Source organism: Actinobacillus suis ATCC 33415 (assembly GCF_000739435.1).
GTDB classification, from domain to species: Bacteria; Pseudomonadota; Gammaproteobacteria; order Enterobacterales; family Pasteurellaceae; genus Actinobacillus; species Actinobacillus suis.
The window spans coordinates 1,779,738-1,795,206 of the sequence record NZ_CP009159.1 but is presented as its reverse complement, the minus strand read 5'-3'; the positions used below and the strand labels follow the sequence as shown (position 1 = coordinate 1,795,206).

Sequence of the window (15,469 nt, the reverse complement as noted above, 5' to 3'; positions counted from 1 at the left end):
TAAGGGAATTTGACCGCTTGTTATATGTAGAATTAACCAACAAATTTCAATACATCAGCAAATTCGCTGGTAACGAAGGTTGGGTTTGATTGCTCGATTGGTACGTTATAGTTATAACCATAAGTTAAACCGACCACATCACAACCGGCGGCTTTAGCAGCAATTACATCGTTTTCCGAATCGCCGACAAATAACATTTCGCTTGGTTGAATCGCAAATTTTTCACAGATATGCAACATCGGATCCGGATGCGGTTTGATTTTTGGTAATGATTGTCCGCCTAAATATTCGCTGAATAATTCAAAAATTCCAAATGCACTTAAAACCGGCTCAACTAATTTAGTCGGTTTATTGGTAATCACAACCAACGTATAACCTTGTGCCTTTAATGTTTCTAAAGTTTGTTTTACATTCGGATATAACTCGCTTTCTTCGCAAACGTAAGTGGCATAATATTTATCAAAACTGGTGCGTAACTGCACTAATTTTTGGGCATCAAATACTTGTCCTGTGTAAGCAATCGCATTTTGAAAGAAAATATCCGCACCTTTACCAATCCAAGTTAATACTTTCTCTTGTGTTGTAGTTGGTAAACCATGTTCGGCAAACATCGAATTTACTACTAATGTTAAATCTGGCAATGTATTGATTAGTGTGCCATCAAGATCAAAACCAATTACTTTATATTTTTTAGTCATAATTTTTCCTTATCTAAATTCAGTTATCACTAATTTTAGCAAATAAAAAAACCGTAACAATCAGAGGTTACGGCTTTTTGGCTATTTTGAATGTTTTACAGCATAATTTGCAAAAATTAATGCGGCAAGGGATAGTATGGCAAGAATAGCCAATCCTAATGTTAAACCCATTTTATTTCTCCTTAAACGCACGACGAAAAATTCTTCCGATAGTTAAACAAGCGTAGGCGATAATACATAAAAATAAAATATTTAGACTACGGAATTCCAATGATTCTTTGCTATATAAGATTACCTGTAATGCCAATAATGCGACTTTCGTAATATCATCACACATTTTACCCCAAGATTCAAACGACTCTTTTTCAACCGCTTGTCGTTATGCTTTTTTACGAGAATATGCCCAGATCATAATAGCTAGTCCACCGATAATCATTGGTAACGATAATAACTGGCCTCGTGTAATCAAATCATCTACCGTGTTTACGTTCGGGTCGATATCACGTACATATTCGACTAAGAAGCGGAACACACCGTAACCGACTAAGAACAAGCCGGCGACTGAACCTGCCGGACGAGGCTTTTTGATAAACCAATTAAGGATGAAGAACAGCACCACACCTTCTAAGAAAAACTCATAGAGCTGCGAAGGATGACGAGGTAAATAGCCACCACTTGGGAATAATACCGCCCAAGGCACATCGGTGACACGTCCCCAAAGTTCATCATTGATAAAGTTACCGATACGTCCCATTCCAAGTCCGAACGGAATTAGCGGGGCGATAAAATCTGATGTTTGCCAGAAACTGCGTTTTTGACGGAAAGAAACCCAAATCATTGCAACAATCACACCGATTAAACCACCGTGGAATGACATCCCTCCTTCCCAAATACGAAATAGAAACATCGGGTCTTGTAACAAGCGGTCGAAATTATAGAAAAACACATCACCGATACGTCCGCCTAATACCACGCCCCAGAAGCAGGTATAGATAAGCTGATCAACTTGTTCGGTTGTCCAAACGCCATTGGAATTTTTTGCTCGGCGCATACCTAGCCAATAAGCGAAACCGAAGCCGATTAAATACATTAAACCGTACCAACGTAGGGAGATGGGACCAAGGCTAAAAATAATCGGATCAATTTGTGGAAATTGAATAAATTGTTCGTTCATATTGTTCCTTTAAAAAAATTCCCCTCTGGAGTAGAGGGGAGTAAGTAAAATCGAGCTATTTTAAAAACATATTAATCGCAATCGCAACTAACATCACTGCAAAGGCTTTTTTCAAGGTTGCTACCGGTAACACATTTGCCGCATTCGCCCCGAGTTTAGAGGTGAAATAGGAAGTTAGCGTAATACCGAATAATGCCGGTAAATAAACGTAGCCTAAAGAGTAATCCGGCATACTTGCGACATTCCAACCGCTTGCGATAAAGCTAACTGTACCGGATAAGCCTAAAAATGCCCCGCAGAAGGATGAAGTACCGATTGCACGTTTCATTTCTAAGCCTCGGCTATTTAGAAACGGCACGATAAACGCCCCGCCACCGATTCCCGCAACACTGGATAATGCTCCGATAACGCCACCGGCAACAATAGTGCCTTGAGTCGTAAGCGGTTTAATTTTTTGCTCTTTTTTCAAAGAGAAAATCATACGACCGGCTAAATAAATCACCATAACCGCAAATAACTTCGACATCAATTTGGCATCTAATCCGCTGATCACTAAACCAGCGAGAAATACCGAAATCATAATAGACGGAATAAAGATCTTACTGACGTTCCAATCAACATTACCTAATTTATGGTGGCGTTGTGCCGAAGAAAATGCGGTAATGACAATGGTCGAAAACGATGTACCTAAAGCGGCAGACATCAAATTCTCGGGTGTTACACCCGCCATCGGTAATAAGTAAACTAAGCTTGGTACGATAATTAAACCGCCGCCAATACCGAATAAACCTGCTAAAAAGCCAACGACGGTACCTAATGCAAGACAACTCAAAAATACTTCTATCATTACGATTTTCCTTTCTGATGCGGATTGTTCCACGCACGAGTAGGCTTGCGAAATTCACGTTTTTGATAGTCACGCTTTTGAAAATCTCGTTTTTCCGTACGCTCTATACGTGGTTTTTCAACCGTTTCTACTTTTTTCGATTCATTTAATAACACACCGGCGAATTCTTTCATCACTTTGCGATACACATCTCGCTTAAACGAAACCACCTGACGCACCGGATACCAAAAACTTACCCAACGCCAGCCATCAAACTCCGGGCTTTTAGTTGTTTTTAAATCAATCGAATTTTCATCACTGAGAAGTTGTAGCAAAAACCAACGTTGTTTTTGCCCGATACACACTGGCTGAGAACCGTCACTACGCACTAAGCGTTTGGGTAATTTATATTTCAGCCAATATTTAGACGCCCATAATAATCGTACATCTTTTTTGGTTAAGCCGACTTCTTCATAAAGCTCACGGTACATTGCCGTTTCAATGTTTTCACCCTCGTTAATGCCACCTTGCGGAAATTGCCAAGAGTTTTGTCCAAACCGTTTTGCCCACAGAACTTGTCCTGCTTTATTGCAAATGACGATACCAACATTTGGGCGGTAGCCATCGAAATCGATCACTTAACCACCTTATTTATTTTAGGTAATAGAGAAAATAGGTGAGATTGTTTCACACTTTACGGCTTAGAACAACCTTTAAAGCCAATTTTGTAGATAACTCTGTGGATAAGTTGTCAAACGAATGCGTATTCTAATCGAATAACTTTATTAACTCCTTGTTTTTATTTGTAGGATAATTCAGGTTTATTTTAGATCAATATGCGATCTTTTTTAGTGACAGGATCAGTTTTTTTAGGGAATAATTCAACAAGTATATGGATAACCTTCCAGATAATCTAACTAATGTTGGGTTTTATTCACATTGGCTAGCTATTTATCCCCATCATCTGTGGATAAAAGTGTGATAGATCGGCATAATGATCGTGAATAACTTTGAACATCATAAAGAAAGGGCTAAATTCCATAATAGAAACAATAAGTTATGATGTTATACACAAATGTTAGCAAGTTCAAAAAAGTATTGGTTGTTTTTTGCTCAACAAAAAGAAAGGCAGATCGTTTTTATGATCTGCCTTTAGCTTTAGGATATATCACATTATCTTTTGCTTGTTTTATATACTTTCATCGCTTCTGGAAGCAGACGTTCAAGGTTTGCTTGGCGTTCTTCATTAGATGGGTGAGTTGAGAAGATAGAAATGCCTGAATTACCAGCCGCTTTACTCATTTTTACCCATACATTTGGTGCAGCGGAAGGGTTATAACCTGAACGAGCCATTAGCATTAAACCGATTTCATCCGCTTCAGTTTCTTGACTGCGAGAGAACGGTTTATTTACGATTAAATCCGTGCCAGTACTAAGTAAGCCACCGGTATCCGCTCCAAGTGCAACAGACACTGCGGCATCGGCTACCGCACCTAAAATACCGGTCGTCATTTCGACGTTATAAGCGGATTTACTATGTTCTTGCAATGCGTGTGCCATTTCGTGTCCCATAACGGTTGCAATTTCATCATCCGTCATATTTAAGCGCTCAACAAGCCCAGTATAAAAGCCCATTTTTCCGCCCGCCATTGCCCATGCGTTTAATTCTTTTGAACGGAATACGGTAATTTCCCAGTTAAACGGCACACCGGTCGTATTTGCTTGTTCTGCGTAAGGTTTCATACGATTAAATATGGTTTGTACCCGTTTAGCTGTTGCAGAATTTCGATCAATAGCTCGCGCATTTTGCTGCTTCATTTGCATATAGCCTTGTTCTGCTTTGCTATTCATTTGGTGGGTGTTCATACAAGCGGCAATCGTTGCCAGTATAAATGCGGAAAAACCGAGTTTTTTCACTAATTTCATCTTCATTCCTTACTGATTTGTATTTTATGATGCTTAAAGAAACCAAATATTTGGCATTGATAATGAATAAAAATTCAATACTTATTCTAGTTCTGATCAGTTGTAGAAGCAAACAAACAATGCGATTATAGTGGATATTTTATTTTTGGGTGAAGACAGCACAAGATGAGCAAATCGAAAGGATTTCAATTTAAGCAATTTTTTATCGCACATGATAAATGTGCCATGAAAGTGAATACGGACGGGATCTTATTGGGCGCAATTGTAGATGTAGCGAAAGCAAATCAGATCTTAGATCTCGGTACCGGCACCGGTTTAGTCGCAGTGATGTTAGCGCAACGAACCGCGGAAGCGACACAAATTACTGCACTTGAATTAGAGCCGAATGCTTATCAACAAGCGGTCGAAAATTGCCAAAATTCTGCATTTTCTGGCCGCTTACAAGTTTGCCAAGGTGATGTCTTGCAACACAATTTTGCGCAGAAATTTGATTTGATTGTTTCTAATCCGCCTTATTTTACCGATAGTTTGGCTTCACGCTCTCATGCAAGAGATTTGGCACGAGCCGCTACACAAAGCCATTTGGCTTGGCTATTACAGGCAAAGCAATGGTTATCGGCACAGGGTGAAATTACTTTTATTTTGCCCTTTGATGCGGCGGAAAAATTGCGAGAGCAAAGCCAGACAAGCGGTCTGTTTTGTACAAAAATTTGCAAAATTATCACTAAGCAAGGGCAACAACCTAAACGTATGATTGTGAGTTTTTCGCTCAGAAATGCCCCGCTTCAAGTGCAAGAATTGGTGATTTATAATTCGGATAATCAATATACTGAAGCATTTAAACAGCTGACTAAGGCGTTTTATCTCAATATGTAATCAACAAAAAAACCGACCAATTGGTCGGTTTCTGCGTTACGCTATTTTATTCTTCTAATTCGGCGAGATCTAAAAGTTCTGGTGAAAGGATAATACCAGTGAGATCGGCATAAACATAATCTTCAGGGAAGAATGTCACGCCGCCAAAGTTAACCGGCGTATCAACTTCACCAATGTCCGCATCATCAGCACCAACAGGAATTGGCGCTAGCGCATGAATACCGATGTCTAGGGTTTCAAGCACATCAAGTTGGCGCACCGCACCGTACACAATAATGCCTTCCCAGCCGTTATCGACCGCTAATTGTGCTAATTCCGCATCAATCAGCGCACGGCGAACGGCACCGCCGCCATCTACGAGCAGCACACGACCGTTACCTTCTTCTTCCAGCACTTCTGCAATTAACCCATTGTTTTCGAAGCATTTTACAGTTGTGATTTTGCCGTAAAAAGATGATGCACCGCCGAAGCTGGAAAAAATAGGCTCCACGACATCAACTTGATCAGAATAAATATCACAAAGTGCTGAGGTATCAATACGCATAAGATGCTCCTGTTTATAAAATTGTTTATCGGTTTGGAGTATAACTCTAGATAGCGAATTTACAAAATTTTTGGCGATTTCGCCCGCTTATTTTGCGAGATAGCTCACATTTTTAAACATATAACTAAAATGCGTGATATATAACCTCAGATTCTTTCTCTAAAGCTGAGCGCTCTGTTACATTTTTGCCATTCTTTAATTAACATTTAATTTACATTATGCACAACAGAGACCTTTACCCACACTAAATCCTACAAGATGTTATCGACAAAAGTTTTGCCAAATCACAAAGTAGCTTGAAAATGCTTGCTATTTTAAGCTTTCTTGGTGGCGGTTATGTGAGTTTCGGCTATATCGCTTATCTCAAAGTGGTTAGCGGTATTCCGCCGGAATGGGGCGGACTTGCTAACTTATTGGGCGCAGCGGTTTTCCCGATTTGTTTAATTTGTATTTTGATTGGCGGCGGTGAGCTAGCGACCGGTAATATGATGCTGATGGCATTAGGTAAATTCAGTAAAAAAGTTAGCTTACCGAAATTAGTCCGCAACTGGGTGATTGTCAGTTTAGGTAACTTAGTCGGTGCTGTGACAATGGCATTTTTCTTAGGCCATTATGTCGGCTTAGCGGAAGGTGTTTCGGCAGCGAAAACCATTGCGATTGCGGAAGCTAAAGTACATATGGACTTCGGCCGCGCATTTATTTCGGCAATTGCTTGTAACTGGATGGTTTGTATGGGCATTTGGTTCTACTTCGGCGCAAAACAAACCTCAGGGCGAATTTTAGCGATGTGGTTCCCTGTGATGACCTTCGTATTAATCGGTTTACAACATTTTGTAGCGAATATGTTTATTATTCCGGCAGGTATTTGGGCGGGGGCGAACGTTACTTGGGGACAATTCTTCTTTAATATGATTCTGGTGTTCTTGGGTAATGTGACTGGTGGTGCGGCATTCGTTGGTGCTTCTTATCTGTTTGCCTATAAGCATTTACTGAAAGACGACTACTCAATCTAAGCTAATTTCAAGCGGTTATTTTTCTGTAAAATTTTGCCAAAAAATGACCGCTTGTTTCTTTTCTAAAAAGCCCTTCCGAATCATGCTAAATTTTGTACAAAACCGCTTGTGTTTCAGAAACAAAAAACGCTACGATCTTGTTTAAAAATTATTAAAGTTGGGATATCAAATGAGCTTAGATAAATACTATCTGAAAATGGAAGAGCATTTTCTGTATGTGCCTTACTACAATCATCACCGCCGTATTCGTGTGCTATTGCCGAAAGATTATCACAACGAGAATTGGCAAACTTATCCTGTACTTTATATGCATGATGGGCAAAATGTGTTTTATAGTAAAGAATCCTATTCGGGTTATTCGTGGAAAATCATCCCGACTATTAAAAATCACCAAGAATTTCCAAAACTGATTATTGTCGGGATCGATAATGCGACGGTACACCGTTTAGACGAATATGCGCCGTGGCGTACCGATGTCGGACATACGCCCGAGGCACGTAATGCCGGCGGTATGGGCGTGGAATACGGGCAGTGGGTGGTGAATACGGTGAAACCGTTTATTGATTCACACTACCGAACCAAACCGCAACGTGAGCATACGCTATTAGCTGGTAGCTCGATGGGCGGCATTATTACCGCTTATATGGGGGCAGCTTATCCGGATACTTTCGGCCATTTAGGCGTGTTTTCTTCTGCGTCTTGGTTTAGCGAATCCGCCTTTTTAGATTTTGTACATCGTCATCCGCTGAATAAAGCGAGCAAAGTGTTTATTCAAGTCGGCACGAACGAAGGCGATGATATGGATGCACAGTATATTTCAAATATGAATCAGGCTTATATCAATAGTTCGCTTTATTACTATCAAGCGCTACTTCGCACTTTTCATCCAATTGATAACATTCGCTTAAAAATTATGGCAAATGAAACCCACCATGAAGTACATTGGGCAAATCATTTTGTGGAATTTTTAAGTTTTTCGTTAATGGGAAAATAGACGAGCAAAGAAAGCAAATAAGCGGTTAAATTTTGCAATTTTTTTGCAGAATTTAACCGCTTGTATTTTGGGAAAGAGAAGTATTTAGATAATATTTTGCTCTGCCAATTTACCTAAGAAATACGGCATCATTTTACGCCATGACGGCCAGTCGTGTTCTACGTCATGTCCCCAATAATCAAACCACGCCGGAATAGCTTTCGCATTAAACGCTTCTTGTAAACGGCGGGTATCTTCCACGTGCTGATCTTCCCAATCACCTTGTCCGACCGCAATAATAAAATGATTTTGGCGGTAACGATTTAAGAACCAATCGTCATTCTGTCCCCAAAGCGAATCGATAGACGAATTAAAATAGACGGTCGGGTCACCGTAAAATTCACCGGTAAAGAAACGTGCATCATAAACGCCGCTCAGTGCAATGGTAGTATCAAACAGATCCGGATGACGAAGTGCAAAATTGACCGAATGGAATGCCCCCATACTGCAGCCGGTGGCGATCATCGTGCCGTTCCAGCTCGATTCATGGCGAATTAACGGCACTAATTCGTGGACGATATAACGGTCGTAAGCGTTATGCGCCAACGCCATATCGTGTCCGGATTTATGTAACGCCAACCACGATTCGCTATCGTAGGAATCCGGTGTGTAGAACTTGATTAAACCGCGATCAATAAATTCACGACAGGCTTCAATCATACCGAAATTACCGTATTCGTTTTGATTACCTCCCGAGGAAGGAAACACGATAACCGGTTTGCCGGCATGACCGTACACATTAAAGTGCATTTCACGACCTAATTCACCACTCCAATGGCTTCTTCTTTCAAAATGCATGGTTAGCTCCTTTACTGTTTTTGTTGTGCAAAACGGACAATTTCACGTAATTGTTCCATCGTTTTGGTGCGAACTAAAATGCCGTGTTCGCCCATAATTTTGGCAAATACGCCCGGTACGGTTTGTACGCTGATAATATTGTCGGCATACTGACGGCAAACGTCCTCAATACTGTTCAGATAATTTTGGTTCGCTTTACGTGAGATATATACCACATTCCACGGATGGGTAATGTCAGCATAGAATTTATTTTCCGTCACGATATTGGCGTATTCGCGGAACACATCAAAATCATTTGCATAGTTCCACATATCAATGGTTAAACCGCCCGGCGGACGGCAGTTGATTTCAAGCGGTAATAATTCACCGGTTTTTTTCACACGGAAAAACTCAAAGTGGAAGAATCGCTCACGCACTTTAAAGGCTTCCACACAAATTTTGCCTAACTCGACTAATTTTGGTGAGATTTCACGTGGGACGTAATAGAACATATCGCCGTCTTTTTCTACCGTGTCTAACACCGCTTCGGAATATTCGAGGCTGGAGTAGAACACGATATTGCCCTCGTGATCGGTTAAGCCGTCAAAGGTCACAATATCTCCGTCAATAAATTCTTCCATAATATATTCAACCTGCGGATTTTGAACGGCGAAGAATTCATTTAACTGCGCTTCGTTACGCACTTTGTAAGTATCCGATGCGCCAACACCCGAGTTCGGTTTAATGATTACTGGGAATTTCAGCTCTTTTGTCAATTTGCGAGCGTCTTGTTCGTCTTTAAATACACGTCCTTTTGCCACCTTCAAACCGGCCTTGCGAAATACTTCTTTCATTTGCGCTTTGGTTTTAATCGTGAGCATATCCTCATTTTTATAACCGAACACGTTGAAATCGGTACGTAATTTGGCATCCAGCTCAAGCCAATATTCGTTATGCGATTCAATGCGGTGAATGCGCCCGTATTTATGTGCAAAGTAACCGACCGCACGATAAACTTGATCATAATCTTCCATATTATCCACACGATAATATTCGGTTAAATGGGCTTTTAAGGTATCGCTCAGTTGCTCATAAGGCGTATCGGCAATGCCTAACGTATTAATGCCTTTTTCCTTCATTCGGACGGCAAACGTCTCAAAATTAGTCGGAAAATGCGGTGAAATCATCACAAAGTTGAGTGGTGTTGTCATATGTTGCGTTCCTAAAATAAACAAATTTTTATTAAAAAATATTATATATGTATAGATTCTAAGCGACTTTGAGGTGTTTGGGTAATGATTTTCACATTTTATTGATTTTAGTAAATAATCAGTGAAGTATGAGGTTGGATGTTGATAGGAAGCTAACTGAGAGAATATAGAGAAAATAAAAGCGGTCGGTTTCTTTGCAAAATTTGCTAGAAAACCGACCGCTTGTAAGCCGTTTAGCGATTATTTATTTTCAATCGCAAGGCTTTTGTTGTCTGCAAGGTGAAGATTCATTTGATTGTATGGAATCTCAATACCGGCTTTATCAAATTCAAGTTTGACCATTTCGGTAATTCCCCAGTAAGCTGTCCAGTAATCAGCTGTTTTCACCCAAGGGCGAACTACAAGCTGAACACTATTTGCCGATAATGCACCGACTGCTACCACAAATGCCGGATCTTTTAATACTAAAGCGTTATTTTCTAAGAGACGAGATACAATTTCTTTCGCCTCTTTTAAGTTAGATTCGTATGAAATATCAAAGATAAAATCAATACGGCGAACATCATTGGCAGAGTAGTTGACGATGCTGTCCGAGAACACTTTGCCGTTTGGGATCAATACGGTTTTGTTGTCACCAGTACGCAATTCCAACACTAATAAACCCATTTGCTCAACCGTACCGGTCATACCGCCGGTTTCGATTAAATCGCCTTTACGGAACGGTTTGAAGATTAATAACATCACACCTGCCGCAAAGTTTTGTAATGAGTTTTGCAGTGATAGACCAATGGCTAAACCTGCCGCACCGATTAATGCCACTAACGAGCTAGTGTTAATGCCTAATTGTGAAAGTGATGCAATCACCACAATCAATAACAATAAGAAATAGCTGATTGAGCTAACAAAGCTTTGTAACATTTCGTCTTTAGTTGAAGCTAAAGCCGCTTTGCCTAATAACTTACTGATTAAGCGAGCAAAGAATTTACCAACAACAAAAATGACAACGGCTAATAATACCTTTGTACCGTATGGGATAACCCAATCGTTTAATAAAGTTTGCATATCCATAGTGCTTACTTTATCAATCACTTTTGTTGTTTCAGCTACAACATCAACCTGTTGCACTGTTTCAGCGGTTTTTTCTGCTGACATTTGATTTTCCTTTATGTTGACATCCTTCACATCAAGTTGAAGGATAGAGAAATTGAAGGTGCGCATTTTGCACAAATTGCGTACTAATGACAATAGAAATCATGATTAGTGCAGGCTATTTGTAAAATTTTCGATAAATCTGACCGCTTGCCTGCCTTGCTAGGGGCGATTATGTTAAAATTAGCACAAATTTTTTATCAAGAAGTAAAACCAATGACTACAGAGAAAGTAATTAATGCCAGCGTGCAATTTTTCACCATTAGTGATGATGAAGCGGGGCAACGTTTAGATAATTTCTTACTCGCCAAATTGAAAGGCGTACCGAAAAGTTTAATTTACCGCATTGTGCGTAAAGGCGAAGTGCGTGTGAATAAAGGCAGAATCAAACCGGAATATAAATTACAAGAAAACGATGTTGTACGTGTACCGCCGGTGCGTGTTGCCGAGAAAAACGAAGCGCCGATTTCCACTAAATTGAATAAAGTTGCCGAGTTAGAACAGCAAATTTTGTATGAAGATGATGTGATGTTAGTAATTAACAAGCCGTCTGGAATTGCGGTTCACGGCGGGAGCGGCTTGAGTTTTGGTGTTATCGAAGCTTTGCGTGCTTTACGCCCACAGGCAAGATTTTTAGAATTAGTTCATCGTATCGACCGTGATACGTCCGGCATTCTGTTAGTGGCGAAAAAGCGTTCGGCTTTGCGTAATCTGCACGAGCAATTGCGTGAAAAAGTAGTGCAAAAGGATTATCTCGCTTTAGTGCGTGGGCAATGGCAATCGCACGTTAAAGTGATTAGAGCGCCATTGTTGAAAAATGAATTAGCAAGCGGTGAACGTATTGTTAAAGTAAGCGAAGAAGGCAAACCGTCTGAAACTCGTTTTGCGATTGAAGAACGCTATACCAATGCAACTTTAGTTAAGGCCTCACCGGTAACCGGTCGTACTCACCAAATTCGTGTGCATACCCAATATGCCGGACATCCGATTGCTTTAGACGATAAATACGGCGAAGCGGAATTCGACAGTAAAATGAAAGCGGTCGGTTTACACCGTTTATTTTTACACGCCTATTCAATTCGTTTCGAACACCCGAAAACCGGCGAAGAAATGCTGATTACCGCCCCATTGGACAAAACTTTAAAAGGTGTATTGGCGAAGTTGAGAGCAGAAAAATAGCTAAGAACAGGAGGCTGTGATGAGTTTAAGTGTCGAGCATCTGCAACATACAGCAGACACTTTGGAACAAGCCATTTTACGTTTAACGGAAACGGATCCTAAAGAGACTGTGTTATATGATTTATTTCGTAATGTAGCTATTAAGAGCTTTGAACTTTCTTTAGAAACGACAGGGAAATTACTTAGAAAAGTACTGAAATTGTATAGTGGTAGTCCACGAGAAATAGATCGTCTAGTATTCAATGACTTATTTCGCTATGCCAATAAACACGGTTTACTTGACGAAGCTGCGACTGAACGTTGGTTAACTTACCGAGCAAATCGTAATATTACCGCCCACGATTATGGGGTGGTTTTTGCCGAAGAAACATTAACAATGTTGCCCCACTATTTAGTTGATTTACGTACACTAGCCGGTGTAATGAAAGAGGTTTTTGATGCGTCAGCCGATTGAAAAATTAGCAGTTAAGCCAAAACATCTATCCGTTATTTTGCAAATTTTGGCGGAAAATGCACCGCTTGCAGAGGTGTGGGCTTATGGCAGCCGTGTAAATGGTAATGGACACGAGGGAAGTGATTTGGATCTTGTGGTAAAAGGCGATGCTGATCTTGTTCAGTTACAAGCTGCATTCCAAAATAGCCTGTTACCAATGTTAGTAGATATTCATCAATGGGAACGATTACCTATTAGTTTTCATACCAATATTTTGACGAATTATGTTGTACTACAAGGGAACGGATAATGAATTCCCAAAAAAAGGGAGTTGCAATTTTTATTATTGTGCTCTCTATTCTATTGTATTCTATTTATATTACTAAAAATAATGATATAAGCTCTGCATTTGGTGTCGTTTATATTATTGTTGCTTATATTATATGTTTACCTTTCTTAATAAAAGAAACAATAGGAAATAAAAATAGATACGATAAACTTATTGAAAAATATAAAAATACTTTTTCTAAAAAAGCAAAAGAAGAAATTGACAAAGAATTAGAAAAATTTTCTTGGGGAGAGGAATTTCTAAAAATAGTAGTAACACCATTAATTTTCGCTTGGTTTGCTATGCCAATAATTTCATATCCTTATACGCGTTATTTAGGGCAGGATACTACTTATTTTGCTGAAGTCTATGATAAGGAAAGTTCTGGTCATGGACGAAGTAAATATTATTATACCAAAATAAAATCTGATAGTTTTGGAAGAGAAACGCTAACATCTAGAATTATCTATAATAAATTCCCTATTAAGTCAAAATTAATAATAAAGAAAAGAATTTCTTTATTGGGAAGTTATATTGAATATGATTATATTAAATATCAATAAATGTTATTTAAAGGATAAAAGTACATTCCATGCAAATTCATTTCAAAAATTATCAAAAAAAAGACCGCTTGTTAGATTTAACTCAGCCGCAAATTATGGGGATTTTAAACTTTACCCCTGATTCTTTTTCCGATTCGGGTAAGTTTTTCAGTTTAGATAAAGCGTTATTCCAAGTGGAAAAAATGTTGAATGACGGAGCGGATATTATTGATATCGGTGGTGAATCAACTCGCCCTAATGCGGAACTTGTGACATTGGAGCAAGAGTTGGAACGTGTTGTACCGTTAGTGGAAGCGGTGCGGAAACGTTTTGATTGTTTGATTTCGGTTGATAGTTCAAAAGCGGAAGTGTTTAAACAGTCAGCAGAAGCAGGTGCCGATATTCTAAATGATATTCGAGCCTTAACCGAGCCGAATGCGCTAGACACTGCTGTTGAGTTAGGTTTGCCGATTTGTTTAATGCATATGCAAGGTAATCCGCAGAATATGCAACAAAATCCGGTGTATGATGATGTATTGGAAGAAGTGGCGGATTTTCTCAATCAACGCATTTTTGAATGTATCACGGCTGGGATTCCAAAAGAACATATTATCCTCGATCCTGGCTTTGGTTTTGGTAAAAGTGTAAAGCATAACTTTACGCTGCTTAAGTATTTAAAAGCCTTTTCGGATGCCGGTTTTCCAGTGCTTGCCGGTTTATCTCGTAAATCCATGCTCGGAGCGGTAACCGGCAGACCAGTTGAGCAACGTGTGACAGCTTCGGTGGTCGGTGCATTAATTGCGGTGCAAAACGGCGCTAAAATTATTCGTGTACATGATGTAGCAGAAACTGCCGATATGTTGAAAGTCTGGAAGGCGGTAGCGGAATGTGAATAAATAAAAAAGAGATGTGAGTTAATCTTCACATCTCTTTTTGTTTAGCCTTTAGTAAGAATACACTTCGTTTTTCACCGGTTCCCAATTGACTCTGATTCGATCACTTGGTGCTTGTGGCTCTTGGAAAGATGATTCTTTTTCTTCAGGTTGAACAGGTAGCGCTACCGGCTCAATTACTTCTTCTTGTGCGATATCTAATTGATCTTGGTTATCGCTATTATCAATTTCGCTTCTAACAATACGAGCTGATTTTTTAGTTACTTTAGCTTTTCTTGTTTTTTTGTTCGTTGTTTTTTTGACATTAGTCGGCTTAGTGACAGCCTTTTTGGCTTTTGTCGGCTGTAAATAAGTCGCTTTCAATGTATTACACCAAGCTTGGCTAAATTGTGCCTTTTGTGAATGTCCGTGCTGTTGCAATTTTTTAGCTAAAAAACGTTGTGAAGCTGGATCTTGTGTAAGGATAAGATAATTATCTTCTCCAATCACTTGGCTGAGAGTCGTTTGATAAACAGCCATTTGATACAACATTCGATTACCCTCGGATAATTTAGCACCCTTAGATTTCCGTTCCTTAGGATAGAGACATTGTTCGTATTTGTTTTTTTCAATGACCCATTTTTGTACATCTTCATTCGAAATCTGATATTTTGCTTTTCTTGTGTTGGATGAGTTCGAATCAGTGTAACTTCCGCAAGCAGTCAGCAGCAACACAATAAATAATGTGAGCGTCCTGAATGTTAATTTTTTCATTAGTGGTAGTACCTTTGTAGAAGAGTTCGCAAATTATACAGAGTATTTTCAATTTTTCATTACAAATTTTATAATTTGAATAACTTTATTACCTTAATTTTAACTTATCAATCA

Annotated in this window: 19 protein-coding genes; 8 read left to right on the top strand and 11 right to left on the bottom strand. The window is 39.5% G+C overall.

Features of this window, described 5'->3' with window-relative positions:
* Positions 1-32 precede the first annotated feature (32 nt).
* The 6 genes from ASU1_RS08190 to ASU1_RS08170 all read right to left on the bottom strand — a co-directional run bounded on the left by ASU1_RS08190 (position 33) and on the right by ASU1_RS08170 (position 4,624).
* Positions 33-698 (bottom strand): phosphoglycolate phosphatase, encoded by a 666-nt coding sequence (locus ASU1_RS08190; protein WP_014992284.1) that lies wholly within the window; start codon positions 696-698, stop codon positions 33-35.
* A 172-nt stretch (positions 699-870) separates the two neighbouring features.
* A complete protein-coding gene (locus tag ASU1_RS11945) occupies positions 871-1,035 on the bottom strand; it encodes a hypothetical protein (RefSeq protein WP_014992283.1) in 165 nt (54 codons plus the stop codon).
* Between the two features lie 42 nt (positions 1,036-1,077).
* Complete coding sequence (gene lgt, locus ASU1_RS08185; RefSeq protein WP_039195386.1) at positions 1,078-1,872, bottom strand: prolipoprotein diacylglyceryl transferase; 795 nt, start codon at positions 1,870-1,872, stop codon at positions 1,078-1,080.
* Positions 1,873-1,927: 55 nt separating this feature from the next.
* A complete protein-coding gene (locus ASU1_RS08180) occupies positions 1,928-2,719 on the bottom strand; it encodes a sulfite exporter TauE/SafE family protein (RefSeq protein WP_014992282.1) in 792 nt (263 codons plus the stop codon).
* On the bottom strand, positions 2,719-3,336 hold the full coding sequence (gene rppH / locus ASU1_RS08175; RefSeq protein ID WP_014992281.1) for an RNA pyrophosphohydrolase: 618 nt from the start codon (positions 3,334-3,336) through the stop codon (positions 2,719-2,721). The genes ASU1_RS08180 and rppH overlap by 1 nt, the downstream gene beginning before the upstream one ends.
* 535 nt (positions 3,337-3,871) lie before the next feature.
* On the bottom strand, positions 3,872-4,624 hold the full coding sequence (locus ASU1_RS08170; RefSeq protein WP_014992280.1) for a M48 family metallopeptidase: 753 nt from the start codon (positions 4,622-4,624) through the stop codon (positions 3,872-3,874).
* A 165-nt stretch (positions 4,625-4,789) separates the two neighbouring features.
* Here ASU1_RS08170 and ASU1_RS08165 point away from each other — a divergent pair, with 165 nt between their 5' ends.
* On the top strand, positions 4,790-5,500 hold the full coding sequence (locus ASU1_RS08165; protein WP_014992279.1) for a tRNA1(Val) (adenine(37)-N6)-methyltransferase: 711 nt from the start codon (positions 4,790-4,792) through the stop codon (positions 5,498-5,500).
* A gap of 46 nt (positions 5,501-5,546) precedes the next feature.
* Here ASU1_RS08165 and rraA read toward each other — a convergent pair whose 3' ends face one another.
* Entirely contained in the window at positions 5,547-6,044 is a 498-nt protein-coding gene (gene rraA, locus ASU1_RS08160) for a ribonuclease E activity regulator RraA (protein WP_014992278.1), read from the bottom strand.
* Between the two features lie 248 nt (positions 6,045-6,292).
* On the opposite strand from rraA, the gene ASU1_RS08155 reads away from it, so the two are divergent.
* Positions 6,293-7,057, top strand: coding sequence for a formate/nitrite transporter family protein (locus ASU1_RS08155; RefSeq protein WP_231951992.1), 765 nt, complete (start codon positions 6,293-6,295; stop codon positions 7,055-7,057).
* Between the two features lie 169 nt (positions 7,058-7,226).
* Positions 7,227-8,051, top strand: a complete 825-nt coding sequence (locus ASU1_RS08150; protein WP_014992276.1) for an alpha/beta hydrolase — start codon at positions 7,227-7,229, stop codon at positions 8,049-8,051.
* A gap of 84 nt (positions 8,052-8,135) precedes the next feature.
* Here the strand turns inward: ASU1_RS08150 and ASU1_RS08145 are convergent, their stop codons facing one another.
* From ASU1_RS08145 to ASU1_RS08135, 3 genes are all read right to left on the bottom strand, one after another.
* Positions 8,136-8,888 (bottom strand): esterase family protein, encoded by a 753-nt coding sequence (locus ASU1_RS08145; protein ID WP_014992275.1) that lies wholly within the window; start codon positions 8,886-8,888, stop codon positions 8,136-8,138.
* Between the two features lie 11 nt (positions 8,889-8,899).
* Complete coding sequence (locus ASU1_RS08140) at positions 8,900-10,078, bottom strand: ATP-grasp domain-containing protein (RefSeq protein WP_014992274.1); 1,179 nt, start codon at positions 10,076-10,078, stop codon at positions 8,900-8,902.
* 240 nt (positions 10,079-10,318) lie between these two features.
* Positions 10,319-11,230 carry a mechanosensitive ion channel family protein gene (locus ASU1_RS08135; protein ID WP_014992273.1) on the bottom strand — a complete coding sequence of 304 codons (912 nt, stop codon included), beginning with the start codon at positions 11,228-11,230 and terminating at the stop codon, positions 10,319-10,321.
* Between the two features lie 213 nt (positions 11,231-11,443).
* On the opposite strand from ASU1_RS08135, the gene rluC reads away from it, so the two are divergent.
* Genes rluC through folP form a run of 5 tightly spaced genes read left to right on the top strand, consistent with a single transcriptional unit; the run spans position 11,444 to position 14,605 of the window.
* Positions 11,444-12,406, top strand: coding sequence for a 23S rRNA pseudouridine(955/2504/2580) synthase RluC (rluC, locus tag ASU1_RS08130; RefSeq protein ID WP_014992272.1), 963 nt, complete (start codon positions 11,444-11,446; stop codon positions 12,404-12,406).
* 19 nt (positions 12,407-12,425) lie between these two features.
* Positions 12,426-12,860 carry a nucleotidyltransferase substrate binding protein gene (locus ASU1_RS08125; protein ID WP_014992271.1) on the top strand — a complete coding sequence of 145 codons (435 nt, stop codon included), beginning with the start codon at positions 12,426-12,428 and terminating at the stop codon, positions 12,858-12,860.
* Positions 12,844-13,149 (top strand): nucleotidyltransferase family protein, encoded by a 306-nt coding sequence (locus ASU1_RS08120; protein WP_014992270.1) that lies wholly within the window; start codon positions 12,844-12,846, stop codon positions 13,147-13,149. The genes ASU1_RS08125 and ASU1_RS08120 overlap by 17 nt, the downstream gene beginning before the upstream one ends.
* On the top strand, positions 13,149-13,730 hold the full coding sequence (locus tag ASU1_RS08115) for a hypothetical protein (RefSeq protein WP_014992269.1): 582 nt from the start codon (positions 13,149-13,151) through the stop codon (positions 13,728-13,730). The genes ASU1_RS08120 and ASU1_RS08115 overlap by 1 nt, the downstream gene beginning before the upstream one ends.
* Positions 13,731-13,759: 29 nt before the next feature.
* A complete protein-coding gene (gene folP / locus ASU1_RS08110) occupies positions 13,760-14,605 on the top strand; it encodes a dihydropteroate synthase (protein ID WP_014992268.1) in 846 nt (281 codons plus the stop codon).
* Positions 14,606-14,653: 48 nt separating this feature from the next.
* Here folP and ASU1_RS08105 read toward each other — a convergent pair whose 3' ends face one another.
* A complete protein-coding gene (locus ASU1_RS08105) occupies positions 14,654-15,355 on the bottom strand; it encodes a DUF5358 family protein (protein ID WP_039195383.1) in 702 nt (233 codons plus the stop codon).
* Positions 15,356-15,469 lie beyond the last annotated feature (114 nt).

Coding starts and splice junctions, on each gene's coding strand:
- ASU1_RS08190 (WP_014992284.1), bottom strand. CDS start 698: ATGACTAAAAAATATAAAGTAATTGGTTTTGATCTTGATGGCACACTA.
- rluC (WP_014992272.1), top strand. CDS start 11,444: ATGACTACAGAGAAAGTAATTAATGCCAGCGTGCAATTTTTCACCATT.
- ASU1_RS08165 (WP_014992279.1), top strand. CDS start 4,790: ATGAGCAAATCGAAAGGATTTCAATTTAAGCAATTTTTTATCGCACAT.
- ASU1_RS11945 (WP_014992283.1), bottom strand. CDS start 1,035: ATGTGTGATGATATTACGAAAGTCGCATTATTGGCATTACAGGTAATC.
- lgt (WP_039195386.1), bottom strand. CDS start 1,872: ATGAACGAACAATTTATTCAATTTCCACAAATTGATCCGATTATTTTT.
- ASU1_RS08140 (WP_014992274.1), bottom strand. CDS start 10,078: ATGACAACACCACTCAACTTTGTGATGATTTCACCGCATTTTCCGACT.
- ASU1_RS08105 (WP_039195383.1), bottom strand. CDS start 15,355: ATGAAAAAATTAACATTCAGGACGCTCACATTATTTATTGTGTTGCTG.
- ASU1_RS08145 (WP_014992275.1), bottom strand. CDS start 8,888: ATGCATTTTGAAAGAAGAAGCCATTGGAGTGGTGAATTAGGTCGTGAA.
- ASU1_RS08150 (WP_014992276.1), top strand. CDS start 7,227: ATGAGCTTAGATAAATACTATCTGAAAATGGAAGAGCATTTTCTGTAT.
- ASU1_RS08120 (WP_014992270.1), top strand. CDS start 12,844: ATGCGTCAGCCGATTGAAAAATTAGCAGTTAAGCCAAAACATCTATCC.
- ASU1_RS08125 (WP_014992271.1), top strand. CDS start 12,426: ATGAGTTTAAGTGTCGAGCATCTGCAACATACAGCAGACACTTTGGAA.
- ASU1_RS08135 (WP_014992273.1), bottom strand. CDS start 11,230: ATGTCAGCAGAAAAAACCGCTGAAACAGTGCAACAGGTTGATGTTGTA.
- folP (WP_014992268.1), top strand. CDS start 13,760: ATGCAAATTCATTTCAAAAATTATCAAAAAAAAGACCGCTTGTTAGAT.
- ASU1_RS08180 (WP_014992282.1), bottom strand. CDS start 2,719: ATGATAGAAGTATTTTTGAGTTGTCTTGCATTAGGTACCGTCGTTGGC.
- rraA (WP_014992278.1), bottom strand. CDS start 6,044: ATGCGTATTGATACCTCAGCACTTTGTGATATTTATTCTGATCAAGTT.
- ASU1_RS08115 (WP_014992269.1), top strand. CDS start 13,149: ATGAATTCCCAAAAAAAGGGAGTTGCAATTTTTATTATTGTGCTCTCT.
- ASU1_RS08170 (WP_014992280.1), bottom strand. CDS start 4,624: ATGAAATTAGTGAAAAAACTCGGTTTTTCCGCATTTATACTGGCAACG.